The organism is Streptomyces sp. 11x1 (genome assembly GCF_032598905.1).
Lineage (GTDB): Bacteria > Actinomycetota > Actinomycetes > Streptomycetales > Streptomycetaceae > Streptomyces.
The window spans coordinates 10,495,785-10,520,950 of the sequence record NZ_CP122458.1 but is presented as its reverse complement, the minus strand read 5'-3'; the positions used below and the strand labels follow the sequence as shown (position 1 = coordinate 10,520,950).

21 protein-coding genes and 3 pseudogenes are annotated in these 25,166 nt (G+C 70.5%); 11 read left to right on the top strand and 13 right to left on the bottom strand.

All coding sequences use genetic code 11. The annotated features are described in order from the left end of the window. The first annotated feature begins 59 nt into the window (after positions 1 to 59). Positions 60 to 4,772 carry a serine protease gene (locus tag P8T65_RS46345; protein WP_316731428.1) on the top strand — a complete coding sequence of 1,571 codons (4,713 nt, stop codon included), beginning with the start codon at positions 60 to 62 and terminating at the stop codon, positions 4,770 to 4,772. A 144-nt stretch (positions 4,773 to 4,916) separates the two neighbouring features. Here P8T65_RS46345 and P8T65_RS46340 read toward each other — a convergent pair whose 3' ends face one another. Beyond that, a complete protein-coding gene (locus P8T65_RS46340; RefSeq protein ID WP_316731427.1) occupies positions 4,917 to 5,855 on the bottom strand; it encodes a LysR substrate-binding domain-containing protein in 939 nt (312 codons plus the stop codon). A 71-nt stretch (positions 5,856 to 5,926) separates the two neighbouring features. On the opposite strand from P8T65_RS46340, the gene P8T65_RS46335 reads away from it, so the two are divergent. From P8T65_RS46335 to P8T65_RS46325, 3 genes are read left to right on the top strand one after another with little or no spacing between them, the layout of a single operon-like run. Continuing rightward, complete coding sequence (locus P8T65_RS46335; RefSeq protein WP_316731426.1) at positions 5,927 to 7,132, top strand: thiolase family protein; 1,206 nt, start codon at positions 5,927 to 5,929, stop codon at positions 7,130 to 7,132. Further along, the gene (locus P8T65_RS46330; RefSeq protein WP_316731425.1) at positions 7,129 to 7,824 is read left to right on the top strand and encodes a 3-oxoacid CoA-transferase subunit A; all 696 of its coding nucleotides are present in this window, start codon (positions 7,129 to 7,131) and stop codon (positions 7,822 to 7,824) included. Before P8T65_RS46335 ends, P8T65_RS46330 begins: the two co-directional genes overlap by 4 nt. Further along, positions 7,821 to 8,477 carry a 3-oxoacid CoA-transferase subunit B gene (locus tag P8T65_RS46325; RefSeq protein ID WP_316731424.1) on the top strand — a complete coding sequence of 219 codons (657 nt, stop codon included), beginning with the start codon at positions 7,821 to 7,823 and terminating at the stop codon, positions 8,475 to 8,477. The genes P8T65_RS46330 and P8T65_RS46325 overlap by 4 nt, the downstream gene beginning before the upstream one ends. Positions 8,478 to 8,559: 82 nt before the next feature. On the opposite strand, the gene P8T65_RS46320 is transcribed toward P8T65_RS46325, so the two are convergent. After that, complete coding sequence (locus P8T65_RS46320; RefSeq protein ID WP_316731423.1) at positions 8,560 to 9,042, bottom strand: hypothetical protein; 483 nt, start codon at positions 9,040 to 9,042, stop codon at positions 8,560 to 8,562. A gap of 419 nt (positions 9,043 to 9,461) precedes the next feature. Here P8T65_RS46320 and P8T65_RS46315 point away from each other — a divergent pair, with 419 nt between their 5' ends. Then, on the top strand, positions 9,462 to 10,019 hold the full coding sequence (locus tag P8T65_RS46315) for a PadR family transcriptional regulator (protein ID WP_316731950.1): 558 nt from the start codon (positions 9,462 to 9,464) through the stop codon (positions 10,017 to 10,019). A 52-nt stretch (positions 10,020 to 10,071) separates the two neighbouring features. Next, complete coding sequence (locus tag P8T65_RS46310; RefSeq protein ID WP_316731422.1) at positions 10,072 to 11,796, top strand: acyl-CoA dehydrogenase family protein; 1,725 nt, start codon at positions 10,072 to 10,074, stop codon at positions 11,794 to 11,796. 158 nt (positions 11,797 to 11,954) lie between these two features. Here the strand turns inward: P8T65_RS46310 and P8T65_RS46305 are convergent, their stop codons facing one another. The 3 genes and pseudogenes from P8T65_RS46305 to P8T65_RS46295 all read right to left on the bottom strand — a co-directional run. Then, on the bottom strand, positions 11,955 to 12,530 hold the full coding sequence (locus P8T65_RS46305; protein WP_316731949.1) for a hypothetical protein: 576 nt from the start codon (positions 12,528 to 12,530) through the stop codon (positions 11,955 to 11,957). Positions 12,531 to 12,572: 42 nt separating this feature from the next. After that, positions 12,573 to 12,671 (bottom strand): annotated as a pseudogene (locus tag P8T65_RS46300) (chromosome condensation regulator); the annotation flags it as partial. 191 nt (positions 12,672 to 12,862) lie between these two features. Beyond that, positions 12,863 to 12,946, bottom strand: a pseudogene (locus P8T65_RS46295) (DUF664 domain-containing protein); the annotation flags it as partial. Here P8T65_RS46295 and P8T65_RS46290 point away from each other — a divergent pair. Continuing rightward, positions 12,915 to 14,384, top strand: coding sequence for a radical SAM protein (locus P8T65_RS46290; protein ID WP_316731421.1), 1,470 nt, complete (start codon positions 12,915 to 12,917; stop codon positions 14,382 to 14,384). The pseudogene P8T65_RS46295 and the gene P8T65_RS46290 sit on opposite strands and share 32 nt — an antisense overlap. After that, positions 14,381 to 15,394 carry an aminotransferase class I/II-fold pyridoxal phosphate-dependent enzyme gene (locus P8T65_RS46285; RefSeq protein ID WP_316731420.1) on the top strand — a complete coding sequence of 338 codons (1,014 nt, stop codon included), beginning with the start codon at positions 14,381 to 14,383 and terminating at the stop codon, positions 15,392 to 15,394. Before P8T65_RS46290 ends, P8T65_RS46285 begins: the two co-directional genes overlap by 4 nt. Positions 15,395 to 15,703: 309 nt before the next feature. Here the strand turns inward: P8T65_RS46285 and P8T65_RS46280 are convergent, their stop codons facing one another. The 4 genes from P8T65_RS46280 to P8T65_RS46265 form a co-directional block, all read right to left on the bottom strand. Then, positions 15,704 to 16,141, bottom strand: coding sequence for a hypothetical protein (locus P8T65_RS46280; protein WP_316731419.1), 438 nt, complete (start codon positions 16,139 to 16,141; stop codon positions 15,704 to 15,706). 283 nt (positions 16,142 to 16,424) lie between these two features. Beyond that, the gene (locus P8T65_RS46275) at positions 16,425 to 16,769 is read right to left on the bottom strand and encodes a hypothetical protein (protein ID WP_316731418.1); all 345 of its coding nucleotides are present in this window, start codon (positions 16,767 to 16,769) and stop codon (positions 16,425 to 16,427) included. 46 nt (positions 16,770 to 16,815) lie between these two features. Beyond that, complete coding sequence (locus tag P8T65_RS46270; RefSeq protein ID WP_316731417.1) at positions 16,816 to 16,974, bottom strand: hypothetical protein; 159 nt, start codon at positions 16,972 to 16,974, stop codon at positions 16,816 to 16,818. A gap of 424 nt (positions 16,975 to 17,398) precedes the next feature. After that, the gene (locus P8T65_RS46265; protein ID WP_316731948.1) at positions 17,399 to 18,097 is read right to left on the bottom strand and encodes an alpha/beta hydrolase; all 699 of its coding nucleotides are present in this window, start codon (positions 18,095 to 18,097) and stop codon (positions 17,399 to 17,401) included. Between the two features lie 228 nt (positions 18,098 to 18,325). On the opposite strand from P8T65_RS46265, the pseudogene P8T65_RS46260 reads away from it, so the two are divergent. Next, a pseudogene (locus tag P8T65_RS46260) lies at positions 18,326 to 19,295 on the top strand (helix-turn-helix transcriptional regulator). Positions 19,296 to 19,571: 276 nt separating this feature from the next. Here the strand turns inward: P8T65_RS46260 and P8T65_RS46255 are convergent. Further along, a complete protein-coding gene (locus tag P8T65_RS46255; RefSeq protein ID WP_316731416.1) occupies positions 19,572 to 20,144 on the bottom strand; it encodes a hypothetical protein in 573 nt (190 codons plus the stop codon). Continuing rightward, the gene (locus tag P8T65_RS46250; RefSeq protein ID WP_316731415.1) at positions 20,141 to 20,989 is read right to left on the bottom strand and encodes a hypothetical protein; all 849 of its coding nucleotides are present in this window, start codon (positions 20,987 to 20,989) and stop codon (positions 20,141 to 20,143) included. Before P8T65_RS46250 ends, P8T65_RS46255 begins: the two co-directional genes overlap by 4 nt. 268 nt (positions 20,990 to 21,257) lie before the next feature. On the opposite strand from P8T65_RS46250, the gene P8T65_RS46245 reads away from it, so the two are divergent. Further along, complete coding sequence (locus P8T65_RS46245) at positions 21,258 to 22,211, top strand: aminoglycoside phosphotransferase family protein (RefSeq protein WP_316731414.1); 954 nt, start codon at positions 21,258 to 21,260, stop codon at positions 22,209 to 22,211. Between the two features lie 33 nt (positions 22,212 to 22,244). Here P8T65_RS46245 and P8T65_RS46240 read toward each other — a convergent pair whose 3' ends face one another. Further along, complete coding sequence (locus P8T65_RS46240) at positions 22,245 to 22,970, bottom strand: FadR/GntR family transcriptional regulator (protein ID WP_316731413.1); 726 nt, start codon at positions 22,968 to 22,970, stop codon at positions 22,245 to 22,247. 59 nt (positions 22,971 to 23,029) lie between these two features. Between P8T65_RS46240 and P8T65_RS47590 the strand changes: the two genes are divergently transcribed. Continuing rightward, the gene (locus P8T65_RS47590; protein WP_399102918.1) at positions 23,030 to 23,674 is read left to right on the top strand and encodes a ricin-type beta-trefoil lectin domain protein; all 645 of its coding nucleotides are present in this window, start codon (positions 23,030 to 23,032) and stop codon (positions 23,672 to 23,674) included. Here the strand turns inward: P8T65_RS47590 and P8T65_RS46235 are convergent. Continuing rightward, the gene (locus tag P8T65_RS46235) at positions 23,637 to 25,139 is read right to left on the bottom strand and encodes an aldehyde dehydrogenase family protein (RefSeq protein ID WP_316731412.1); all 1,503 of its coding nucleotides are present in this window, start codon (positions 25,137 to 25,139) and stop codon (positions 23,637 to 23,639) included. The two genes, P8T65_RS47590 and P8T65_RS46235, sit on opposite strands and share 38 nt — an antisense overlap. Between the last annotated feature and the right edge of the window lie 27 nt (positions 25,140 to 25,166).

The following is a 25,166-nucleotide window of genomic DNA, read 5'->3' as shown; positions in this document are numbered from 1 at the left end:
CACTGTCTGTCAGGATGTGGCGCCGTAGCGTGTGTGGAACCGGCGGGGCGGGAGAGCGGATGAGCGAGCGTGCCGTGGCGGCGGACCCGCGTGTGGTCGAACTGGCGTCGCTGAAAGCCGGTGCGAAAGCCCACACCGCCGGATCCGGTTACCTGCTGCACGACGGACTGGTGATCACGGCCGCGCACACCGTGCCCCCTCCCGGAACTGGTGAGGTGCGGGTCCGCCCCGGTGGGACCGGCCCGTGGCTCCACGCCCGGGTCCTGCTGCGCCGCTACCGGGACCGGTCCCCGTCCGACGGTCAAGAACTGCGCGGAGCACGGGACTTCGCCGTACTGCGCGTCGAGGACGAGTCGGGGTTGCCCACCGAGCTGCCTCCGCTCCGCTGGGGACGGCTGGCCACCCGGCCGTGTTCGGCCCGGATCGAGGTCACGGGCTTTCCTGCGGGTCTCAAGGTGTTCGCGGACCGGGGCGGCCCCCGACTGGCCACCGTGCTGCGGGACACGGCTCACATCAGCGGCACCGTCGTCTCCTCGGACGCCCACGGTTCACGGCACGTCGTCCATGTCGTCCATCCCGTCCCGTCACCGCCCGACGGAGCCGCCGGGACGAGCGGGAAGCGGAGAACGCGCTGGGACGGCATGTCCGGCTCCGCCGTGGTGTGCGAGGGGATGCTCGTCGGTGTCGTGGTGCGCGCCGACACGCTCGCCGGTGTGCAGTTCGAGGAGACGGCAGCGCTGTGGGACGACCCCGAGGCCCGCGCACTGCTGGGTCTCCGGGGGACGCGCCCCCGACCGGCCGAACTCTCGCGGGTACTGCACCGGCCCGCCGTGCGCCCGGCCCTCTCCCCCATCTCGCTGCTCAGGCCGGAAGCCGCCGCCGTCCGCTTCCACGGCCGCGAGAACACCCTCCGCGATCTCGCCGCCTGGCGGCACCGCGCTGCCGACGCCTCGGTGCGCCTGCTCACCGGTCCTGGCGGCCAGGGCAAGACGAGGGTGGGACTGGAAGCGGTGCGCGAGGCGGAGAGGGCAGGCTGGACGGCCGGTTTCCTCGCCGACCGCGCTGATCCCCGGGCATTGTCCGGCCTGTCCGCGCTCGACACACCGTTGCTCCTCGTCGTGGACTACGCCGAGACCCGCCGGTCACAACTCGACGAACTGCTGGATGTGTTCGGACCGTCCGGCCCGGCGCACCACCGTCATCCCGTCAGGCTCCTCTTCCTGGCCCGCAAGGCCGGCCCATGGTGGAGCCGTCTCCAGGCGCACGAGCACTTCCCTCGCGACGCCGGCGTGAGTCCGCTGCCTCCTCTGGAGCCCACCGCCGCACTGCGTGCCGCCGCCGTCAGCGACGCCATGGGCAGCCTCGGGGAAAGACTGGCCGCCCTGTATCCGGGGCAGTCGGCACGGAAGGCGATGCGCGCGGCAGTGCCGCCGTCCGTCGCCGAGGACCGCTACTCCGGTGCCCTCAACCTCCAGATGGCTGTCCTCGTAACCCTGTTGCAGGCCGTCGACCCGGTGCGCGTCACGAGCGACGAACGCGATGAGGCGGTTCTCCTCCGTCACGAGCAGAAGGTCTGGAGGCGCACGGCCGGCAGCCATGACATCGGCGGCCTGTCCCTGTTCGAGTACCGGCGGATGGTCGCCGCGGCCACCCTGTGTCCGGCCGACGACGAACAGCAGGCGCTGGCCGTCCTCAGCCGACTCCGTCCGACCGGTCTCACCCGGGAACCCGCGACACCACCGCCGGACCCCGTGGCTTGCGGACGGTGGCTGTCCGGTCTCTATCCCTCCGAGGACGACTACTGGGGTCCGCTCCAGCCCGACCGGCTGGGCGAGTACCTCCTCGGAGACGTCCTCGCGGAGGACCCCGAGTTGCTGGGACGCCTCCTGCCCACCACCACCGAACGCCAGACCTCGGCCGCGTTCCATCTGCTGTCCCGGGCCCAGCCCCACCAGCCGCACATCTCCGAACCCCTCCGCACCGTCGTCACCGCCCACCCCGATCCGCTCGCCCTGCGGGCCGTCGACGCCGTGGTCGCGGTGGAGAACCCTGCGGCGCTCCGACAGGCCTTGACCGCCGTCCTGGAGGAGATCAGAGGCGCGGTGGGCCGGTACGCGTCACTCGCGGAGCGGTTGTACGAGGCGGTGCCCCTGCCCTCACTGGCGCTCGACGAGTGGGCGGCCGACCTCGCGGGCCTGCTGGCCCGGCAACCACCGAACGCGACAACAGCGGACCCTCACGAGGCGTCGGCCGAACATGCCCGGCGGCTGCATCGGCACGCCGTCCGGCTGGTCGAGATCGGACAGCTCACGGCGGCCCGCACCGCTGCCGAGAAGTCCGTCGCCCTGTGGCACGTCCTCAGCGCACACGGCCGGCCAGGTGCCGAGAGCGGTCTCGGCCTGGCCCTCAACACCCTGGCGCTGGCGAGCGACCACGACCGTTCCCGGGCGGAGGTGCTGTCGCTCTCCCAGGACGTACTGCGCCACTACCAGGACCTGGCGGAACGAGATCCCGACACCTACACCGCCGATCTCGCGATGGCCTGGCACAACCACGCGAACCGGCTCGCCGACGCGGACCGGCTCGACGATGCCTTGCGAGGGGCGCTGACCGCCCGCGATCTCTACCGCGATCTCGCCCACGACGATCCGGAACACCTGCCCGATGTCGCCCTGGCCGAGTATGGCCTCACCCGGATCCACAGCGCGCTCGGGCAGTTCGGGGCCGCGACGGCCGACGCCCGCAGGGCAGCGGACCTCTACCGGGATCTCGCCGCCCGGTGGCCGGACCGGTACCGCCCTCGCGTGCCGGAGGTCCTCGGCTCCCTCGCCGAACTCCTCCGTACGGCGGGCCAGTTCGCGGAGGCCCTGGAGGTGGTCGAGGAGTGCCTGACCGAGTTCCGGCGCCTCGTCGCACTCGACCCGGAGCGCTTCGGACAGGACCTCGCCGAGGGGCTCTCCGACGCCACGGCCGTCTTCGACGACAACGGGGACGAGGAACGGGCCCGAGCGGCGGCCGAGGAGGCCGTGGAACTGCTGCGGCCCCGGGCCGAACGCGACACGAACGTGGCACCGTCGTTCGCCAACGCCCTGATCGCGCTGTCCCACCACCTCCCGGAACAGAGCATCGACCTACGACGTGAGGCGGTCGCGATCTACGAACGGGCGGAGGCGGCGGCCCCGGGCGTCCACGGCTCCGCCCCGGCCGTCGCTCGTGCCGCACTCGCCGAGGCGCTCACCGATGCCGACCAGTACCCCGAAGGTCTACGCGCCTTCGACGAATCGATCGCCGCCCTGCGCCCTTACGCGAACCGGCTGCCCGCCGCGCACGGACCGGAGCTCGCCCGTGCGCTCGATCTCCAGTCCTACGCCCTGTACGACGCGGGGGACCCCGAGGGTGCCCTGAGCACGGCGACCGAGGCATTCGACGTGTTCGCGGTCGCGGTCGCCGAGGAACCCGGGGCCTTCCTGGACGAGTTCGCCCGTGTCTCGGGGAACTTGGTGTTCCACCTGGCACGGCGGGACCGCTGGTCGGAGATCCTCACCCGAACCGGGCGAGCACTGGCCCTGTGCCGCCTGCCTGCCGCCGAGGGGCTCCACCCGGGATTCGACGCCATGCTGGAGCTCCTGAACCACCGACGCCTGGCGCTCGGGGAACTGGGCCGTCACGAGGAGACCGCGGACTGCGTACGGGACATGGTCGCCCTGCGCCGCCGGATCGTGGACGCCGACCCCGACGACGTCGGCCACCGCCTCTCCCTGGCCGGGGATCTGTCACGTCTCTCCGAGACGCTGGCCGAGGCGGGGCGACCGTGCGATGCCGTCGCCCCCGTACGCGAGGCCCTCGCCCTGAGACGGGGTGTGTCCGCGGACGTGGACGCGGACAGCGAGGACGACGGTGACGAAGAAGCCGACGGAGAAGACGAGTCCGAAGAAGGTGCGGCCGAAGAGGGCGAGGCCGAGGTGGACGAGGAGGTGAGCGAGGGCGCACTGCTCGTCCAGCTGGCCGCGGCGCTGCAGCGGGCGGGCGACGCGGAGGCGCCGGCCGCCGCCGTGGAGGCTGTTCGTCACCACGAGGATTCGGCAGGCCTGCCCATGGAGGGGCGCGAGGACGGCTACTGCCAGGCACTTCACCTGTACGCCGCCGCACAGTCGGCCGCCGGGCACTTCGAAGCGGCGGTGGACGCCTGCCAGTACCTGGTCGTGCTGCGCGCCCAGGACACGGCCGATGCGGCGGATCCCGGTCAGCACGACAGCCGTCTGGCTCTGGACGAGGCCCTGACCTCACTGGCCTGGGCACTGCTGGACGCCGGCTCGTGGCCCCGGGCGCTGGGGCTGTCCCGCGGCGTACTCAGGGCACTCACCGCACCGGAGGCCCCACCTGCGGACACCACACCGCAACACCGCGTCGCACTCGGCGGCGTCCTGCACGTCCTGGCCCAGGCCCTCACCGCGGCGGGACACCACCACGAGGCCGCGTGCACCGCGCGGCGGGCGTTCGCCGTCCGTCGCCGCCTGGCCGCCCAGTTCCCCGGAACACACATGCCCGAGTTGGCGGAGACGATGGGTGTTCTCGCGCTCACTCTCCACACCGCGGGCCGCGTCACAGAGGCCGCGACCATGATCCGGCGGGCCGTCGCCCTCCACGCCCGCCTCGCGACCACCGCCCCGGCCGCACACCGGGACGGTCTCCGCCAACTGCTCCGGCATCAGGCACGCATCAAGTCGCCACCACCTCGGAACTGCTCTATCAGGTCGTCATGGTCGCCCTGAACGACGCCGTTGAGCGTGACGGGCGTCACCCGATGCCAGTCGCGGGCGGCGTGCCGATCGTCACGGCCGACGGGGAGGTCATCGGCGTGGGCGGAGCGGACGATGTGACCGACGACCGCATCGCGCAGCAGGCCCGGGACCCCGTCACGAAGATCGTCGCGTGGGCGACACGGCTCCCCCGGCACCGGAGGAACGGACCTCGCTCGTCGTCGCCCGGATGACCCCCACCGTGCGCGCCAGATGCGGCTCGGCACGGTCGGCGCGATGGGCGACCGCCAGCTCCACCCGCGCGTCGGCCCCGGCCAGCGGCAGGTAGGCCACACCGTCGAGCGCCAGCGCGGTGACCGGCTCCGGTACGACGGCGACGCCGAGGCCCCCTGCCACCAGCGTGACGAGGGTCGAGGTCTCGCCGACCTCGTGGCGGATGTGCGGCTCGATGCCGGCGTCGCGCAGCAGGCCCAGCACCACGTCGTACATCACTGACCGGCGGTCGGCCGAGTGCACGATCAGGTCGGCACCGGCGAGGTCCGTGACCCGCAGCCGTTTGCGGCGGGCGAGCGGATGGTCGACCGGCACGGCGACGACGAGCCGGTCCCGGCGCAAGGTGTGCACCGTGAGGGAGAGGTCGGCCGCGGGCGGGCGCAGCAGCGCGACGTCGATCGCGCCGGTGCGCAGTGCATCGACCTGGTCGGGCGCGAGCATCTCGCCGCGGAAGGAGAAGTCGACACCCGGGAGTTCCTCCGTGAGCCGGCGCGAGAGCGCGGGCAGGAGGCTGTACGTCGCCGAGCCTACACATCCGATCGCGAGGTGGCCCACCGAACCGGCCGCGACGAGCCGTGCGTGGTGGGCGGCCTCGTCGACCTCGGCGAGGATCGCGCGCGCCCGCTCCAGGTAGGCCAGACCCGCCTCGGTCAGGTCGACCCGCCGGGTGGTGCGGTGCAGCAGCTCCACGCCGAGTTCCGTCTCCAGTTGACGGATCTGCTGGGACAGGGGCGGCTGTGCCATGTGCAGCCGCTCGGCGGCGCGGCCGAAATGGCGCTCCTCGGCCACCGCGACGAAGTACCGCAGGTGTCGCAGATCCATATCTCGTCCATATCAATCGACTCCCATATGCGTACTTCAGAATATCGCGACGGCGATCTAACGTCGTTGCCATGAGCGCTTTCCTCTATGCCGCGACACGGACACCGTTCGGCCGCTTCAACGGCGCGCTGGCCGGCGTCCGCCCCGACGACCTCGCCGCCGCCGCGATCACCTCGACGCTCGCGGCGGTGCCGGGCCTCGATCCCACCGCCATCGACGACGTGGTGTGGGGCAACGCCAACGGCGCCGGGGAGGAGAACCGCAACGTCGGCCGCATGGCGGCGCTCCTCGCCGGCCTCCCGGTGAGTGTGCCCGGCACCACGGTGAACCGCCTGTGCGGCTCCAGCCTCGACGCGGCGATGACGGCCAGCCGGACCATCGAGTCCGGCGACGCGGAGGTGGTGCTGACCGGCGGCGTCGAGTCGATGACACGGGCGCCGTGGGTGCTGCCCAAGCAGGCGAAGCCGTTCCCGGCCGGCGACGTCACAGCCGTCTCCACCACCCTGGGCTGGCGGCTGGTCAACCCGAGGATGCCGAAGGAGTGGACGGTCAGCCTCGGCGAGGCCAACGAGCAGCTCCAGGAGCGCTTCGGCATCTCCCGGGAGCGGCAGGACGAGTTCGCCGCCCGCTCCCACCGACTCGCCCACGCCGCCTGGGAGTCGGGCTTCTACGACGACCTGGTGGCGCCGGTCGAAGGAGTCGACCTGACCCGCGACGAGGGCATCCGCCCCGGATCCACACCGGAGGTGCTGGCCGGCCTCAAGCCTGTCTTCCGCACCCCGGAGCAGGGCGGCACCATCACCGCGGGCAACGCCAGCCCGCTCAACGACGGTGCCTCGGCAGTGCTGTTGGGCAGCGAGGGGGCCGCCGCCACGATCGGGGCCGACCCGATCGCCCGTGTCGCCGGCCGCGGCGTGATGGCACTGGAGCCGCAGGCCTTCGGCTACGCCCCCGTGGAGGCGGCGAACCGGGCGCTGGCCCGCGCCGGAATCGGCTGGGACCAGGTGGGCGCGGTCGAGCTCAACGAGGCCTTCGCCGTGCAGTCGCTCGCCTGCGTCGACGCGTGGAAGATCGACCCCAACCTCGTCAACCAGAAGGGCGGCGCCATCGCGATCGGCCACCCGCTCGGCGCCTCGGGCGGACGCGTCCTCGCCACGCTGGCCAAGGTGCTGCGCGAGACGAGGCAGCGGTACGGCGTCGCCGCGATCTGCATCGGCGTCGGCCAGGGCCTGGCCGTCGTACTGGAGAACTGCGACACCACGGAGGCGTCCCGATGAGCCGGGCGGAGATCGTGGAGAGCGCAGATGCCGCGGTCGCGGGGATCGAGGACGGCTCCACCGTCCTGGTCGGCGGGTTCGGCCTGGCCGGAATGCCGTTCGACCTGATCGACGCGCTCATCCGGCAGGGCGCCAAGGACCTCACCATCGTGTCGAACAACGCCGGCAACGGCGACGTCGGGCTGGCCGCGCTGCTCGCCGCCGGCCGGGTGCGCAAGGTGCTGTGCTCCTTTCCACGCCAGGCCGACTCCTGGGTCTTCGACGACCTCTACCGCGCGGGCAAGATCGACCTGGAGGTCGTGCCGCAGGGCAACCTCGCCGAGCGGATGCGCGCGGCAGGGGCCGGCATCGGTGCCTTCTACTGCCCGACGGCGGTCGGCACACCGCTGGCCGAGGGCAAGGAGGTCCGGGAGATCGATGGCCGCACCTACCTGCTCGAATACCCGATCAAGGGCGACTACGCGCTGATCGGCGCCCACGTCGCGGACACCCTGGGCAACCTCGTCTACCGCAAGACGGCCCGCAACTTCGGACCGGTCATGGCCACGGCCGCGACGACGACCATCGTCCAGGTCGACCAGGTCGTCGAGGCCGGCGAGCTGGACCCCGAGGCCGTCGTCACCCCGTCCATCTACGTCGACCGGATCGTCCAGGTGACGGCCCGCCACTACACCGTGCAGGGGGCACGATGACCACGACCTCAGGCGCCCAGGCGTCCGCCGACCACCGGCTCTCCATGGACGAGCTGGCCGCCGTCATCGCTCGCGACATCCCGGCCGGCTCCTTCGTCAACCTCGGCATCGGGCAGCCCACCAAGATCGCCGATCATCTGCCGGCGGACTCCGGAGTGGTGCTGCACACCGAGAACGGCATGCTCAACATGGGTCCGAAGGCGGAGGCCGACGCGATCGACCCCGACCTCACCAACGCCGGCAAGGTCCCGGTGACCGAACTGCCGGGGGCGGCGTACTTCCACCACGCCGACTCCTTCGCGATGATGCGTGGCGGCCACCTCGACGTCTGTGTCCTCGGCGCCTATCAGGTCGCCTTCGAGGGCGACCTCGCCAACTGGCACACCGGCCGACCCGACGACATCCCCGCCGTGGGCGGCGCCATGGACCTCGCCATCGGCGCCAAGGACGTCTACGTGATGATGACCCTCTTCACCCGCTCCGGCGAACCCAAGCTGGTACCGCGGTGCACCTACCCGCTCACCGGCGTCGGCTGCGTCAGCCGCGTGTACACCGACCACGGCGTCTTCGACGTCGGCCCGAAGGGAGTACGGATCCGGGAGACGTACGGCATCGAGGCCGACGAACTCGCCCAGCTACTCGGTATCCACTGACACGCACGGATATCGGCACCGTGGGCGCGGACCAGCTGTCCGCGCCCTTGCGTCACCGCTTACGCCACCGCCCCGGGCTGTTTCAGACCTGGACGAGGACGGTGCACCAGACCTCGTTGTTGTCACCGATGCCGCAGTCGGCGATCTCCCCGCTCCGGATCTTCGTCCAGACGCCCTTCTTTCGCCAGTGCCACGTGCCGACACGTGAGAACCGCTCGTGGTAGCCGTGAGTGGCGAAGGTGAAGGCATCGACGTCCTTGCCAGTGCCGTTGCCGCCTATCGTCCCCCTGTTGAACGACTGCTGCTCGCACTCGGTCTGGTCCCACTTGCTCGTGGTGCCACCGTCGATGTTCCACACGTCGCACAGGTGCGGGCCGCTCCCCAGCCTCATCGTGTAGTGCATCGGCTTGCCGGTCCTGTTCTTCACCGCACCACAGAGGTACTTGCCGGGACCTCCGCAAGCATCGGCGGAGGCGGTCGTGGCCCCCGCGACGACCATGCCGGCCGCCATGAGGACGGCGGTGCCGATGGCCAAGGCGGTCCGCTTCGTTCGGGACTTCATCATGCGTATGCAGTTCCATTCCTGTGTACGTGCCGACTCGGCCCGCCCCCCGGCGTGACCGTCGGCAGGGAGCGGGAGCGGCACCGCGCCGCTCCCCGACTGCCCTACCCGGGTCAGCATCGACGTCCTCTCCGAAGGACGGCAAGCGCACCGGCGTCTCCTGGGACGCTGAGATGAACCACCCACTGTGACCTGGACGTTTCTCCGCCCTCTGGGACGGTGCTGGCATGCGGCCCGACCTTGGACCGCACCGAACTCGCCGCCGCGTCGGCCTCCGCGTCCGCCATCGGACCACAACGAGTCGGACGGGGGACGTCACGAACGCCTTCCGAAGGCGACGGCCCCCCGGACCCGCACCGGGTGAGCGGTGTCTCACCGCCACGGCATTGCTATGCAACGAGGTGCATAGCATGATCATGCACATGGCGCTCGAACACGCGATCCTCGTCTCCCTGCTGGAGAAGCCGGGGTCCGGCTATGAGCTGGCCCGGCGGTTCGAGCGGTCCATCGGGTACTTCTGGACCGCCACCCACCAGCAGATCTACCGCGTACTCAAGCGGATGGAGAGCGACGGCTGGGTCGACGTCCGGGAGGTCCCGCAGTACGGGCGTCCGGACAAGAAGGAGTACTCCGTCGCGGGGCCCGGACGGGAGGCGCTCTCCGGGTGGCTCCACGAACCGACCGAGCCCGACAGCGTCCGCCACGACCTGGCGGTGAAGATCCGCGGCGCCGCCTTCGACGACCCGGCCGCCCTGGTCAGCGAGGTCGAACGGCACCGGCAGGCGCACACGGACCGCCTGCACCACTACCTCGCGGGCGCTGCCCGCGACTTCGGAGACCCGCCGGCGGACGGCCCCCTCGACGCCGAACGGGAACTCCAGCACGTCGTGCTGCGAGGCGGCATCGCGTACGAGCGCATGATGATCGCCTGGCTCGACGACGTACTCGCCACACTCGCCGGCTTCACCCCCGGTCACTGACCGGCCGAGCCGGCACCCTCATCCCTCAGCCCTCGACCGAAAGGCGGCATCCATGGCCGACGCGCTGCTCTTCAACCCGCGGACCTACGACCCCACGCACTTCGACGCGGAGACCCGCAGGCTGCTGCGTGCCACCGTCGACTGGTTCGAGGAACGGGGCAAGCGCCGACTGATCGAGGACTACCGGACCCGTGCCTGGCTCGGCGACTTCCTCGCCTTCGCCGCCGAGGAAGGGCTCTTCGCCACATTCCTCACGCCCGCCTCCGCTGCCGCGGAGGGCGAGGACGACAAGCGCTGGGACACCGCCCGCATCGCCGCGCTCAACGAGATACTCGGCTTCTACGGCCTCGACTACTGGTACGCCTGGCAGGTCACCATCCTCGGACTCGGCCCGGTCTGGCAGAGCGACAACCCCGCCGCCCGTGCCCGTGCCGCCGAACTGCTGTCCCAGGGCGAGGTGTTCGCCTTCGGCCTGTCCGAGAAGGCGCACGGCGCCGACATCTACTCCACCGACATGCTCCTGGAGCCCGACGGCACGGGCGGTTTCCGGGCCACCGGCTCCAAGTACTACATCGGCAACGGCAACGCCGCCGGGCTCGTCTCTGTCTTCGGGCGCCGCACCGACATCGAGGGCCCGGACGGCTATGTCTTCTTCGCGGCCGACAGCCGCCACCCGGCGTACCACCTGGTCAAGAACGTCGTCGACTCGTCGAAGTTCGTCAGCGAGTTCCGCCTGGAGGACTGTCCCGTAAGCCCGGACGACGTCCTGCACACCGGCCGGGCCGCCTTCGACGCCGCGCTCAACACCGTCAACGTGGGCAAGTTCAACCTGTGCACCGCCTCGATCGGCATCTGCGAACACGCCATGTACGAGGCCGTCACCCACGCGCAGAACCGCATCCTCTACGGCCGCCCCGTGACCGCCTTCCCGCATGTGCGGCGGGAGTTGGCCGACGCGTACGTCCGGCTGGTCGGGATGAAGCTGTTCAGCGACCGCGCCGTCGACTACTTCCGCACCGCCGGTCCCGACGACCGCCGCTACCTCCTCTTCAACCCGATGACGAAGATGAAGGTGACCACCGAGGGCGAGAAGGTCATCGACCTGATGTGGGACGTCATCGCCGCCAAGGGTTTCGAGAAGGACAACTACTTCGCCCAGGCCGCCGTCGAGATCCGCGGCCTGCCGAAGCTGGAGGGCACCGTCCACGTCAACCTGGCGCTGATCCTCAAGTTCATGCGCAACCACCTCCTCGACCCGGTGGCGTACGAGCCTGTCCCGACCCGCCTCGACGCGGCCGACGACGCCTTCCTCTTCCGGCAGGGCCCGGCCCGCGGTCTCGGCTCGGTGCGCTTCCACGACTGGCGGCCTGCCTTCGACACGTACGCCCACCTGCCCAACGTCGCCCGGTTCCGCGAACAGGCCGACGCACTCTGCGAGTTCGTCCTCACGGCCGCGCCCGACGAGAAGCAGAGCCGCGATCTCGACCTGCTCCTCGCCGTCGGACAGCTCTTCGCGCTCGTCGTGCACGGGCAGCTGGTCCTGGAGCAGGCGGCCCTGTCGGATCTCGACGCGGACGTGCTCGACGAGCTGTTCGCCGTCCTCGTGCGGGACTTCTCCGCTCACGCCGTCGAACTGCACGGCAAGGACTCCGCGACCGAGGAGCAGCAGCGCTGGGCGCTCGGCGCGGTCCGACGACCGGTCGTCGACGAGGCGCGTTCGGAGCGGGTCTGGCAGCGCGTGGAGGCTCTGTCGGCGGCGTACGAGATGATGCCGTGACGCCTTGACGGGCACACCGGCGGAGGACGGGGGCCGCCCCCGGTCCTCCGCGGCGCGTGCGTGTACGTGTACGTGTACGTGTATGTGGACACGTGACCAACCCGGCGTGGCACCACGCGAGTTGTATGTATCCAGGTCCCCAGCCCTCGGTCCCGGCCTTATGGAACCCGCACTCCGGACCAGGATTCGACCGCGCACTGCCCGTCGGCGTTGTTCCCTGTCGACACGACCGTGCCGTCGGCACGCAGGCCGAGGGTGTGTGTCGAACCGGCCGCCATGGCGATGATGTCGCGCCAATCGCCGACGTCGCACTGTCCGTGGCTGTTGTCTCCCGTTGCAAGGGCTCGCCCGGACACGGTGACACCGACGGTGTGGTAGCTGCCCGCGTCGACCGCGACCACTTCCTCCCACGCGTCGACCTCGCACGCCCCGGTGGTCCTGTCTCCGGTCGCCACCACCCTCCCGTCGCCCTTGAGGCCGACGGTGTGGACATACCCGGCAGTGATGGCGGCAAGGTCACGCCATTCAGCAACGGCGCACTGACGTCGTCGGTTGTTCCCCACGGCCAGGGCGGTACCGTCCGACCGGACGCCGACCGAGTGCCAGTCACCGCACGACAGCGCGACCATCTCGCGCCAGGACTGTACGTCGCACTGCCCTTCCGAGTTCCGGCCGGCTGCCAGCACGCGGCCGTCCCGGAGCAGCCCGAGCGTACGGCGCCACCCCGCGGCCACCGCTGTGACTCCACGCCATCCGGCGACATCACACTGCCCGTCGCCGTTCCACCCCGTTGACAGCACCGTGCCGTCCGACCGAAGTCCCACCGTATGGGCCCTGCCCGTGTTCCTCGCCGAATGGACGTTCCCGGCCGCCACCGCGACGGCATCCGCCCAGCGGTCGACACGGCATTCATCGACTGCGGTACGGCCCACGGCAAGAACGGTCCCGTCCCAGCGCCGCCCGACCGAATGACGCCTGCCGGCCGCCAGCACAGAAGGATTGGCTAGCACTCCGCCTCCGTGTCCGTGTCCGTGTCCGCGTTCTTGTCCCCGTCCGTGATCCGGCGCTACACCCCGGTAGTGCCATCGACGCGTTCCCGGACCAGGTCGGCGTGGCCGTTGTGGCGGGCGTACTCCTCGATCATATGGACGTCGGGCCTCGCGTCGACCGCTGGATTAACCCGCTCTCAGACAATAGAGATCGTCAAGCATGATGACGGGATGAACCACAGCGACCAGCGCTTCCACGTCATTGTGCTGTCGAATTTCGCGAAGGGCTTCGACAAGTACGCGTTCGCTTACGGCAAGGCGGGCATTCCGGAAAGCACCTATCCCGACCGGTTTCATCTGCTGACGCGTACGGAGTTGGGAATCGGCATAGGCAAGGCGCGACGCCTGCTGGACCGTCTGGCCATTCCCGGTGACCGGCTGCTGGTGCTGGAAACCATGGTGGACCCCGACGAGCTGGTGCCCAACGTCTCGACCGGCCTCGGCATGGAACTGCACGAGGCTCGCATCCGACTGTCAGCGGTCCACGAACTCGACGAAGCAGGCACAGCAGACGCGACAAGCGCAGCAGGCGACGAGTTCACCCTGCGCCCGACCACCGTCGAGGACGCGATGGCCGCCTCCCTGCACCTGCAGGGGTCGGCATTGCGTCGCTACGACGACACACGACCCCGCTCGGTGTCGATTCTGCCGGTCGCCTCCGCCTGCCAGGCCCGGTGTTCGTTCTGCTTCTCATCCGCTTCGATCTCCAGCGACCAGGCGCAGGCGCGGGTCCCGTGGGACGCGGTCGCCCTCTGGCTGGAGCGTGCCCGTGCGGCAGGTGCCGAGCGTGCGGTGATCACCGGTGGCGGGGAGCCCACGCTCATACCGTTCGAACAGCAGCTGCGACTGGTGTCCGCCTGTTCCGCGGCCTTCCCGAAGGTCGTCCTGATCACCAACGCGCACACCCTCGCGAAAGCCGAGAACGCCGACCGGGCCGACCGCCTCGCAGCCCTCAGCACCGCGGGGTTGAGCGTGCTCGCCGTCTCCCGGCACCATCACGACGACACCGTCAACGAGCGGCTCATGATGCTGCGTACGCCGGTGAGCTCGGTCATCGACGCCTGGCGCGTGGAACGGGACCGCTGGCCGGGGCTGCGGATGAGACTGATCTGCGTGCTCCAGCACGGCGGCGTCGCCGACGCGGCCGGGGTCGCCGACTACCTTTCGTGGGCCGCGGCTCTCGGTGTCGAGGAAGTCTGCTTCAAGGAACTCTACGTATCCACCAGCACCGAGTCGCTGTACTTCGACCGCACGGCCAACGTCTGGAGCCGAGACCACCAGGTTTCGCTGTCCGTCGTCACCGGGTTCGCCGAGCGGCACGGGTTCGAACTGGCGAGCCGCCTGCCCTGGGGCGCGCCGGTCTACCAGGGCAGCTGGGCCGGACGGCCGATCCGGATCGCCGCCTACACCGAGCCCAGCCTGCTCTGGGAACGCACCCGCGGGATCGCACGAAGCTGGAACGTCATGGCCGACGGACGCTGCTACGCCTCCCTGGAGGACCGGGCCAGCGAGATCGTGCCGGAAGGTGCGGCGGCGTGAGGTTCGAGGGGTTCCAGGAGTTCCGGCAGCGGCAGCTCGATGCCTCCTCGGCGCTGCTGGACGCCGCCGAGACCAACGTGTACCGGGCGCTCGCTCCCTTGCGGCCGGAGCCGCCGACCGACGAGCGTACGGTGTACCGGTGCGATCTCGCCCGTGCCTGGCTGCGGCGCTTCGAGCTGCCTGAAGAGTGGTCCGGCCACGCCATGGTCTGCCGAGGGGTCCGGCACGGACTCGGTGTGGTGTTCCCGTGGCTGCGCGCCGTGCGAGCGCGGTTGTGGCTGCCCGGAGACGTGTACCCGGTCTATTTCGAGTTGGCCCGGGCCGCCGGTCTCGAGCCCCTGTCCTACCCGACGCTGCCGGCGCCGGCCCTGCCGACGTCGCCGCCGGACCACCACCCCGAATACCTCCTGCTCGCCAATCCCAGCAAGCCGCTGGGCCGTTACCTGTCCGATGCGGAGTGCGCGGCGGTGACCTCCTGGTTGCGGGAATCACCGAGCCGCCGCTTGCTGATCGACAGCGTCTACGACCTGGGAGCCCCATTCGCCGCCGGCACACGACGGTTGCTGGACACCGGTCGCGCGGTCCTGCTGCATTCGGTGACCAAGGGATGGCTTTGGCCACGCACGTTCGGCGTGGTCCTGCTGGGCCGGGGGCAGACCGAACTGGCCGAAGCGTTCCGGGCGGATCCGCCGACGCCGGCGCAGCTGAGGCTCGCCGACCGTCTGCTGACCGAGCACGGCGACGTGCCCCGGCAGGTCGTCGACGAACTGACCGCACGGGCTGAGCAGTTGTTCGCACGATTGCCGGACGAAGTGATCGGCGCGATTCCCGAGACGAGCCGGACCTGTCCCGGCAACTACTTCTTCCCTGTCGAGATCCCTGCGGAGACGCTCCGGCGCGAGTACGGCGTGCTCGCCATGCCGGTCAGCGTGTTCGGGGACAGCGACTGGTCCGGCTCGATCCTGACCAGCCTCGCCGACACCTTCGCTACGGCCCACCATCACGGATGACCGCCGCAGTGCCCAGCTGAACAGGGGAGAGTCCTGCGGTGGTTTCCAAGACTCGGGTCCTTGTCGGCATGCTCGTGCTCCTGGCACCGGCCATCGGCGCCATCGCCCTGCTCGCGGCCATGAAGGCCGACGCCACCTGGTTCACGATCATTCCGATCGGCATCCTCGTCATCGGTGCGACCGTCGTCCAGTCGCTCGGTTGGTTCAACAAAAGGGCCAGTGACTGGCCCGGGCGGCCCATCGCGAGCGGGGGTTCCCACCACCGTCGGAACCCCACACTGCGAGCCGTTCATCAGGCGACTGCCGCGGTCATACGAGTTGTCGCGACTCCCCATGAGACGCCACTCGGGGCTCCCGCCCTACCGCCTCGGACGCCACGGACGCCACAGACGACTCGGACGACTCGGACGACTCGGACGCGAGCGGCCCCGCCGCCCGGCCCGCCGCCTCCCGTTCCCTGGCAGCCAGGGCCCTCGCCAGCATCTTCGCCCGGTAAGGGTTCGACGTATCGAGTGCCTTGGCAACCTCCACGGCCTCGTCCAGCAGGGCCAGACGTCGCTCAGGCGACTCCCGAAGCAGCGGCGACGCGCTTGCCTCCACCAGGACGTAGGCCAGCTTCGACCCATACGTCTCCGGCTCGACCTGCGTCAGCAGGCGGTAGATCCACAGGCCCTCGGCGCCACGCACCACCCGCCGGTTGGCACTCAGCAGCTTGATCCTCGCCAGTACGATCATGTCCTGATCCATCGGTCCCCCTCCATCACGCCACCCCCCTGCCCGTGCACGCCACACGGTGAGACAGCACGCCGACCGCGCCGACAACCGAGCACGGTTGCCGACACGTTGGCCGGAGAGTGGATGACGACGAGTCTGACGCGCGGCACCAACTGCCACAAGAACAAACGGACGTGCGCTGTGTCCTACCGAAAACCACCTCCGAACAGGCATGATGGACCTGACACTCACTCAAGGCCCGCCTTCACGTAGCCGTATGAGTTGCGTGAGGGGTTACCACCCCGGCCCCCAGACCTCAACGCCCCCTCCAGCGCGTCCCGGAGCCCTTGGGTGACTGCGCCGAGGGGGTGGGCGTCGGTGGTGGGGCGAGTCGGGTGGCCGGCACCGGGAAGGACTCGGCACCGCTGGTCATCGCCGTGTCAGGCGAGGCCGCGACCCGTACGAGCATTCCGGTGGTCCGTGATCGGCGTGCGTCGAGGGGACGGTACCTGGCACTGATGGCGGGGCGGGAGGCGCCCGGCGGGAGCGGGTGGTTCGCCGCGTACCGGGTGCGCACACCCGAGGCCGGGGTGTACGCGCTGACCGCCGTGGCCGCAGCCCCCGTCGAGACGACGCGGGTGGGAACGGTCGCCTCGTACATGCGGCTGCACGTGAACGACGGTCCGTACACGGAGGTCGTCGCGTTCTCACCATCGCGCTGGTACGAGTCGAGGCCCGCTTGGGGTGACCTGTCCGTGCGGGACTTCGGCGAGGTCGAGCTCCGAGGCGAGAGCACGGTCGCTTTCCGCGTCGGCGAGGCCGTCCCGGTCGACGACGCCGTCGCGTACGTGTTCCGGCTCGACCATGTCACGTTCACCCTGCGGCGGCCCCGCGCCGGGCGGCCCGTGCCCCGTGAGGTCTCGGTCGCCGTCCACCGTCACGGCCATCCCGCCCCGCCGCTGTGCGTGCGGTCGAGGCCCCGCCGTCCGTGCGCATCACGTGCGCTACACGGTCACCGCCCATCGCGGGCGGTGTGTAGCCGCCGGACGGGCGACGCTGCGTGCGGGGAGCCCGACGGTCAGTCCCGGGCCGTGGCGGAGCTCAGCCCCCAACCATGTCGGACGCCACAGCTGACGCTGACCGCGAACCCCTCCCAGTACGTCCGCAGGCCACCCTGCGGGACCCCCACCCGGGTGACGGCCGTCCGCAGCGACCCGCGCTCACGCCAGGACATCACGCCGAGGAACACCCGTTTTCCGTACGGTCAGTGCACCGGCGGGCCTGGCCATTTCACGTTCCGTCGGTCGCCGCTTCGGCTGCCGTGGCCAGGATCCGGGCCAGCTCGGCAGGCTTGGTGATCATGGGCCAGTGGCCCGAGTCGATGTCGACGAGGTCGACGTGCTTGACCCGGGCGAGTTCCGGGACATCGCCGGCGTCGATCCACTCCTGAGCCTGCGCGGGCGTGAACTCCGGGCATACGACCACGACCGGGACGTCGAACCGCAGGTCGTCCGCCAGCCGCACCACGCCCTGGGCCACACCTTGGGGCACGGGGATCGCGGCAGCCGCCAACTCCCGCCGGGCCTCGTCGTCGAGGTCGGCGGCGTCCGGCCCCTCGAACGGGCCCCAGCCCGGGAAGGGCATGACACCATCACGCACCTCGAAGAAGTCGGCGTACAACTGGCCATGGGAGGAAGGGAAGCCGCCGATCAGGGCGACCTTGGCCAGCCGCCCCGGCCGTCGGTCGGCGGCCAGCCAGGCCAGCGAGCAGGCGGCGGAATGCCCCACCACCATGAGCCTGCCGGGCGCGGCGTCCACTGCCGCGAGCACGGTCTCCAACTGGTCGTCGAGCGTTGCGGACGTGGAGCCGTCCCCCTGGCCCGGGAGGGTCAGCGGCACCGGGCGATGGCCGAGCGCCTCCAGCGCGGAGGCAACGCGGCCCCACACGGATCCGTCCAGCCACAGGCCGCCGATGAGCAGGATGTTCATGGTCAGTTCCTCTTCTTCCGCCGCACTCTTGTGCCGCACGAAGGTCACCGTAGGAGGAGATCCGGACGATCCACTGCCGGTTTGCACGGCGATAACCCGAGCGCCCGCCGAAGTCCCGTGCGGGCCAAGGGGGAACGAACTGTCCCGCGCGCGCCCTCGCACCTCACAGGGCGGGGATTCCCACGGACTCTTCTGCCCGGGCTCAGCGGAGCGGACTAGCCTGCTTGCGTGCCGAACGACCTCAGCCCCACCGCGCGAGCCCTGCGTACCCTGGAGATCATCCAGACCCGGCCCGGTACGACGGCCGGTGAACTCGCCGAACGGCTGGGCGTCACGGAGCGGGCCGCACGCCGCTACGTCGAGATACTCCGGGAGGCCGACATCCCCGTGGAGTCGACCCGGGGGCCACATGGCGGCTACCGGCTGAGGCGCGGGACGAGATTGCCCCCCCGTGCATTTCACGCAGGCGGAGGCCCTCGGCCTGGTGATGGCCGTACTCAGCGGCCAGCCGGGCGCGGCCGACGCCGACGACCTGGTCAGCACCGCCCTGGGCAAGGTCGTCAAGGCGTTGCCGGAGAGCGTCGGCCACCACGCGGCGATGCTGCGGGAGTACGCGTCGGCCGCACCGGACCCGTATGCGGCCCGCCCGGATCCGGCCGTCACCGGCGAGCTCGTCGATGCCGTCGCCGCCCGGGAGCGCGTGTCGGTCACGTACCGCAGCGGGGCGGGCGACGAGTGGGTGGCGGAGGTCGATCCCTGGTCCCTCGTCGTCCGTTACGGGCGCTGGTACCTGCTCTGCCACTCCCACCCCGCGAACGCCATACGTACGTACCGGGTCGACCGGGTCCACGCCGTCCGGAGGACGGGACAGGGGTTCGAACCGCCAGAAGGTCTTGATCCGGTGGCGGTGCTGGAGGAGAACCTGGGCCTCGGATGGGAGTTCCCCACGCGGGTGGTGTTCGACCTCCCGCTGACCGAGGTGGCCCCCTGGATCCAGCCGCCCATGGGACGACTCGAATCCTTGGGAGACGGGTGCGTGCTGGTCGGCAGCACGCGCAACCCGGCCATGTACGCGCAGGAATGGCTCGCGAGGCTGCCGTTCGCGTTCCAGGTCGAGGGCGGCGAAGAACTGCGTGCGGCGGTCGCAGCACTCGTGACGCGGTTCACGGCAGCCGTGGCCGACCCTTCACGCCCCTAGAAGCGTCCTGAAGATCTTGAAAATGCGCCCGGCTTGCCCTACTTGATGGCAATTGACATTTACCGGCAATTCAGGGCGAGTCGGGCTGCCAGAGCAAGATCTTCAGCGGTCTCCTAGGCCCTGTCGTCACGTTCGATGCCGGTCCCTGCCCCCCACACGGTCAGGGACCGCACGACCGCGGAGTCACGTGTTCAGGAGCCACTCCCCTGGGCGAGGCGGGGGGCCAAAGACCGGTCGATCACGCAAACGGCTTACGGTAACGGACGTAATCGGTGGTCAGGAAAGCCGGACGAGACGGTCGAGGACATGGGTCGGCTCGCGCTGGGTGAAAAGGTTGGGTGCGGGCGTTCCACCGGGATACGCGACGTTGACGACCCACTTCTCGTACCACCACTGATGGGAGTGACAACCGCAACCGCTCGGGGTGAAGCGGCTGTTGAACCGCCGGCGTCCGTACTCCCCGGGTCCGAGTGTGAACAGGTGCCGAGGCCCGCGGGACGACAACCGCGCGGGCGGCGGGGAGACCACGACGCGCAACCGGCCGTCATCTTCCATCAGGAACACACCGCGGGTGACCGGGGAGAGGGAGACAGCGTCGCAGCTGAACGATCCTCCACCAGGATCCTCCGCCCGAGAGCTGTCGGAGCCGGACGGACGGTCCGAGGTTCGGATCGTGTGAAGGGCCGTGAATCCGTCGCGCTCGTGGGCCTCGACCTCGTTGACGAGCACACCGGCCGGGCCTGGCGCTTGCAGCGGGAAGGCCTCGGGCACCGCGTTGCGACGGGTCGCCGCCCCGCCTCCCCTGGACTGCTTGGTCCAGTACGTGGTGATTCGCTGCACGACGATCATCCGCTCAGTGTCGTTGCCGGGGGCGGGAGATCGTCAAACGGATTCTGATCGGAGCGCAGCCGAGTCCGGGACGGCCGTCCCGCCCGCAGGGGGGAGAGGGTCACGCAGCCTGGCCACATACCGCAGGTACGCACGCGCCTGGGCGAGGTGTCCTCGACGGCCTTGAGCCGGTCGGGGAACAGGGGGCCTCCCGCGTGCGGTTGGGCAGGCTTGCCGAACCGGTGTCCCTGCAAGCGGCCGGTGACCAGGCGGCCCCGGTTCCAGGCCGACCGGGACCGTCCGGTCGCCGACCGGGTCCCTGGACCTCCGCGGAACCAGTCATTGCGGTGGTTGCCGACCTGGAACCAGACCTCGCGGTTGTTGCCGAACAGCACGACGCTCTCGCGCAGATCACGCACATCGGTGAACACGTCGAAATCCCAGTACCCCGGAACTCCTCCCCAGGCGTGCCGCCCACGGAGATGACGCATGAAGCGGGGCAGGTCGATCGTCGCGCCGAATGGGATCACCGCGTCGGCGTAAGGCTCACCCGCGACGAAGTGGATCCTGAACTCCAAGCCGTACAGCCGCCCGCGGACCTTGTTCCTGATGTGGATCGAGAACGTGTGCGCGTCGCCATGGCTGGAGCGATGCGCGGCAGGGACGTGCCGACTCAGGTGCTCGAACGTCAGCGTTTCCCGATCAGCCCACAGACCTGGGATCCGGTCGACCGAACCGTGCAGCAGGTAGAGACACATCAGGTCCACCGGATACGCCTCGTGCGCCAGTCGCGTGAAGAATCCCTCGGAAAAGCCGTCCCGCACAGGTGTCTCCAGCCGTTCCGTCCCCTGCCACGTCGTGGGCACGGGGCAAATCAACGGTCAGCACGGAGGCGATCCCCAGGCGGGCGGCGGTCTGTGCGACCTGACTGACATCATCGACCTGCGAGAGGCCACAGTGAGGCACGCTCGCCCCTTCGACAATGAACCGCGAACTGCGTTGCTACGGGGAGCTGTTCGCAGGTCTGGTCGTCGGCGCCGAGTTGCCCGCGCTGGTGCACGCGGCCGCGGCGTCTGGACAGCCGAATCCGCTGGGATCCGACGTCGGCCGGGGCCCTTGCTGATCTCGTACTCGATGGAGAAGATCCTGGACGTGGAAGCCTCACTCTCCGATCCATGGCTCGCGTACTTCGCCGACCGTGGGTACACCGGTGTCCGTCGTATCGGTGCTGGTGTCGAGGGCGTCGTCTACGCGCTGGGCCAGGGCCGGGCTGCCAAGGTGTGGAGCGGTCGGCCAACGGTCGACCTCGACCTGACCCGCCAGGTGTACGCGGACATCGCGTGGCACTCCCTGCCCTTCGCCACCCCGGAGATCTTCGACGTCGAGGACCACGAGGGCGTCCTGGTGACGTACGAGCGTGAACTGCCCGGGAGCCCGATGCGGGCCGACTCCGCGCACGCCGACTACGAGCGCGACCTGCCCGCCCCGCACAAGGACGCACTCCTCGCGGTGCTTCGGGGCCTGGCCTCCGTGCCCGGCACCGATGCCATGCGTGCGTTGACGGTCCAGGGTGACGACCGTCCGCTGTGGCAGGACCGCGACAGTTTCCGCGACGCCCTCGCGGCCCTGGTCGCCCGGGCCGCGGCCCGGAACGGTGCCGCCCTGGCCGCCCACGTGCCGGACTTCGACACGGGAGTCGAACGCACACTGGAGGCGCTGCTCTCGCTCCCCGACGCCCCGGTGACAGTGATCCACGGCGACCTCGTCCCGCCCAACATCCACGTCGACGCGACCGGACGGACCGTCGCCCTGCTCGACTTCGGCTTCTGCACGACCGCCGGCGACCCAGCCTTCGAGGCCGGCGTCACCGCCGCCGTCCACGACATGTACGGGCCGTACGCCGCAGAGCACACCGCTGAGCTGACAGCGCTCTTCGCCCACGAGCTGGGGTACCCGCCGGCGACGCTCACCACCTATCAGGCCGCATACGCGCTCGTCACCCATGACCTCTTCGGCCTGGACGACCGCGACGGGCACTTCCGGTGGTGCGCGCAGCAGCTCCGCCGCAACTCCGTGTTCAGCGCCTGAAGCGGGCCTGCGTCACCGCTGATGGTCCTGCTCCTAGCCGGAGTTCGCGGTGGTGTCCGAAGGAGCAGCGCCTTCGGACTCGAGGTGTTCGCGCAGCCACTGTTCCGTGCTGCTCACATGCAGCAGCGCGGCCGCCTGGCTGAGTGTGGCGTCGCGGGTGGCCAGCGCCTCGTAGATCGCCTCGTGCTCCATGATGGTCCTGGCCGCGACCTGCGCGTCGACCCGGCCTCGCCAGATGCGGGCGCGCAGCGTGCGACCGGAGACGCCTTCGAGCAGTGCCAGCAGGGACTCGTTGCCCGTGGCCTCGACGACGGCGCGGTGGAAGGCCGCGTCGTGCGCGTTGAGGAGTTCGACGTCGTCGCGGGCCTCCCTCATCGCGTCGAGATGGGTTTTGACACCTGCCAGTTGCTCGTCGGTGATGCGGGTGGCGGCGAGCCCGGTGGCGGCGGGTTCGAGCAGCCGCCGTACTTCCATCAGGTCCAGTAGCGCGCCCGCGTCGGCCTGGAGCAGTTCCACGGCACCGCCGAGGCCCTCCAGCAGGACACTCGCCTGCAGACTGGTGACATAGGTGCCGTCGCCCCGCTTGACCTCCAGCACACGGGCGACCGCCAGCGCCTTGACCGCCTCGCGCGCCAGGTTGCGGGACAGCCCCAGCTGAGCCGCCAGATCCGGCTCGGGAGGGAGCTTCGAACCGGGCAGCAGCTCGCCGGTCCGGATCAGCTCGCGAATCTGCTCGATGGCCTTGTCCGTGAGGGACACCGTGCCCCCTCTTCGTGCGTGTGCGGTTCCGGTACCTCCGGTCCGGTGAGACCGCGAGGATGCGTCGACTGTGCGGTCCGGCCGCTCCGAGTGACCTGGTCACCGTCACGCATACCGAGCGCGAAGTTGATGATACTGGGACGTGTGAACGGGAATTTCGTCGCTGGCTCGGGCGGGTGCCGACTCGACCTCGCCGGTGCCGCGCGGCGTGCTCAGCCGGGCCGCAGCCGGCGGAGCGCGCCTGCGGGTGCCCGGCCGACAGGCGGATCTGTCGTTCCCGGTCGGTCAGGTCACCGCCCGTGATGGGCGGCTTCCCCGCGGGGGCGAGGACGATGCGCAGGTCGGGGACGGTTGCCGCGAGCCTGATCACTTGTGGCAGCTGGTGGCCGCGGATCAGGACGTCGTGGCCGAGCCCGTGGTCGCGCCCGGCCGACGGTAGTGTCAGCAACGACCTGTTCGGCCTCTGTCTCGACGTGACCGGTACGGCGACGGCGGACGGTTCCAAGGTCCAGATGTGGAGCTGCACCGGCGCATCCGACCAGGAGTGGTCGCTGTCCGGCGGAGGTCGGCGGGCGGACGGCCTCTGGTTTCGGTGCGCGGGTACGTCCCGCGACCGGCCGGGCGCCGCGTCGTGCTGCGGATCGGTCCGCCGGAACTTCCGGTCGGTCAGAACGGGAAGTCTCGGGGCTCGCCGCGCAGTGTGATCCAGCGGAGTTCGGTGAAGTCCTCGGCCGCGAATCCCGTGCCGAAGCGGCCCCAGCCGCTCTCCTTCACGCCGCCGAAAGGCATGTTCGGTTCGTCGTTGACCGGTTGGTCGTTGACATGCACTATCCCCGCCTGGAGGCGGCGGGCGATGTCCAATCCACGATGGACGTCGCCGGTCAGCACACCCGCGGTCAGCCCGTAGCGGGAGGCGTTCGCGCGCTCCACCGCATGGTCGGCGTCGTCGACCGTCTCCAGGGTCACGACCGGGCCGAAGGTCTCGTCGAAGGCGAGTTCGGCGTCCTCGGGGACGTCGGTCAGGACGGTGGGCGGGTAGCACGGCGGTTCGGCCGCTCCCCCGGTCAGCAGGCGGGCGCCCATCGAGACAGCCTCCTCGACACGACGGTCCAGGAGGGACAGCGCCCATTTGTTGATCACCGGTCCGACCACGGTGCGAGGGTCGTGCGGGTCACCGACGGGCAGCGTGGCCGCCCTCTCGGTGAAGCGGCGCGTGAACTCCTCCGCGATCGGTCGCTCCACGTAGATCCGGCGGGCACACATGCACACCTGCCCCTGGTGCACGAACGCGCCGTAGATCGCGGCGTCGACCGCGTAGGACAGGTCGGCGTCGGCGAGGACGAGCAGCGGGTTCTGGCCGCTGAGCTGGAGGACGACGCGCTTGAGATGGCGGCCGGCCGTCTCGGCGAGACGGCGGCCGGTGGGCGTGGAGCCGGTGAAGTTGACGCGGCGCACCGAGGGATGGGACACGAGCGCGTCCGCTATGGCACCGGCGTCGCCGGGGGCATGGGTGATCACGTTGAGGACGCCCGGCGGGAGCCCGGCTTCCGCGAAGATCTCCGCCCAGAGGGTGCCGCCGGTGAGAGGGGACTCCTCGGACGGCTTGAGGACGACCGTGTTGCCGAGGGCGATCGGGGCGACGAAGCTGCGACCGGACAGCACCAGCGAAGCGTTCCACGGGGCGATGGCGGCGACGACTCCGACCGGCCCACGGACGGCGAGCGCCCGGGTCCCGGGGGTGTCCGAGGGCAGCACCTGTCCGACGGCGGTGTAGGGAAGTCCGGCGGCCTGGCGGAGCAACGAGACGCTGAAGTCCACCTGCACCGTCGCGTAGTGGCGGCCGCACCCCGTCTCCCTCGTGAGCAGGCCGATGACCTCCTCACGACGGCGGTCGAGGACCTCGGCCGCGCTCAGCAGGACCCGCTGTCGCTCGGCCGGCAGCGCCTCGGCCCACCCGGCGAAGGCCGCTTGGGCGGCGTCCACCGCCCGGCGGGCGTCCTCCGCGTCACCCGCGGCGACCGTCGCCATGACGGCTCCGGTCCACGGGTCGTGATCGGGGTAGGTCCCTCCGCCCAGCGAGTCGGTCCACGCGCCGCCGATGTGGTGGCGCACCGTGACCGGGCGGGCCGGCCGGCCCGCGTCCGTCGCCGTGGGGTCGGGAACGTTCACCTGGCCAAGTCTCCCTCTTCGACGACC

Coding starts and splice junctions, on each gene's coding strand:
- P8T65_RS46340 (WP_316731427.1), bottom strand. CDS start 5,855: ATGGATCTGCGACACCTGCGGTACTTCGTCGCGGTGGCCGAGGAGCGC.
- P8T65_RS46255 (WP_316731416.1), bottom strand. CDS start 20,144: ATGATCGTCGTGCAGCGAATCACCACGTACTGGACCAAGCAGTCCAGG.
- P8T65_RS46265 (WP_316731948.1), bottom strand. CDS start 18,097: ATGAACATCCTGCTCATCGGCGGCCTGTGGCTGGACGGATCCGTGTGG.
- P8T65_RS47590 (WP_399102918.1), top strand. CDS start 23,030: ATGCGTCGACTGTGCGGTCCGGCCGCTCCGAGTGACCTGGTCACCGTC.
- P8T65_RS46330 (WP_316731425.1), top strand. CDS start 7,129: ATGAGCCGGGCGGAGATCGTGGAGAGCGCAGATGCCGCGGTCGCGGGG.
- P8T65_RS46280 (WP_316731419.1), bottom strand. CDS start 16,141: ATGGATCAGGACATGATCGTACTGGCGAGGATCAAGCTGCTGAGTGCC.
- P8T65_RS46270 (WP_316731417.1), bottom strand. CDS start 16,974: ATGGTCGAGCCGGAACACGTACGCGACGGCGTCGTCGACCGGGACGGC.
- P8T65_RS46315 (WP_316731950.1), top strand. CDS start 9,462: ATGGCGCTCGAACACGCGATCCTCGTCTCCCTGCTGGAGAAGCCGGGG.
- P8T65_RS46275 (WP_316731418.1), bottom strand. CDS start 16,769: ATGTACGAGGCGACCGTTCCCACCCGCGTCGTCTCGACGGGGGCTGCG.
- P8T65_RS46345 (WP_316731428.1), top strand. CDS start 60: ATGAGCGAGCGTGCCGTGGCGGCGGACCCGCGTGTGGTCGAACTGGCG.
- P8T65_RS46335 (WP_316731426.1), top strand. CDS start 5,927: ATGAGCGCTTTCCTCTATGCCGCGACACGGACACCGTTCGGCCGCTTC.
- P8T65_RS46310 (WP_316731422.1), top strand. CDS start 10,072: ATGGCCGACGCGCTGCTCTTCAACCCGCGGACCTACGACCCCACGCAC.
- P8T65_RS46245 (WP_316731414.1), top strand. CDS start 21,258: ATGGAGAAGATCCTGGACGTGGAAGCCTCACTCTCCGATCCATGGCTC.
- P8T65_RS46325 (WP_316731424.1), top strand. CDS start 7,821: ATGACCACGACCTCAGGCGCCCAGGCGTCCGCCGACCACCGGCTCTCC.
- P8T65_RS46320 (WP_316731423.1), bottom strand. CDS start 9,042: ATGATGAAGTCCCGAACGAAGCGGACCGCCTTGGCCATCGGCACCGCC.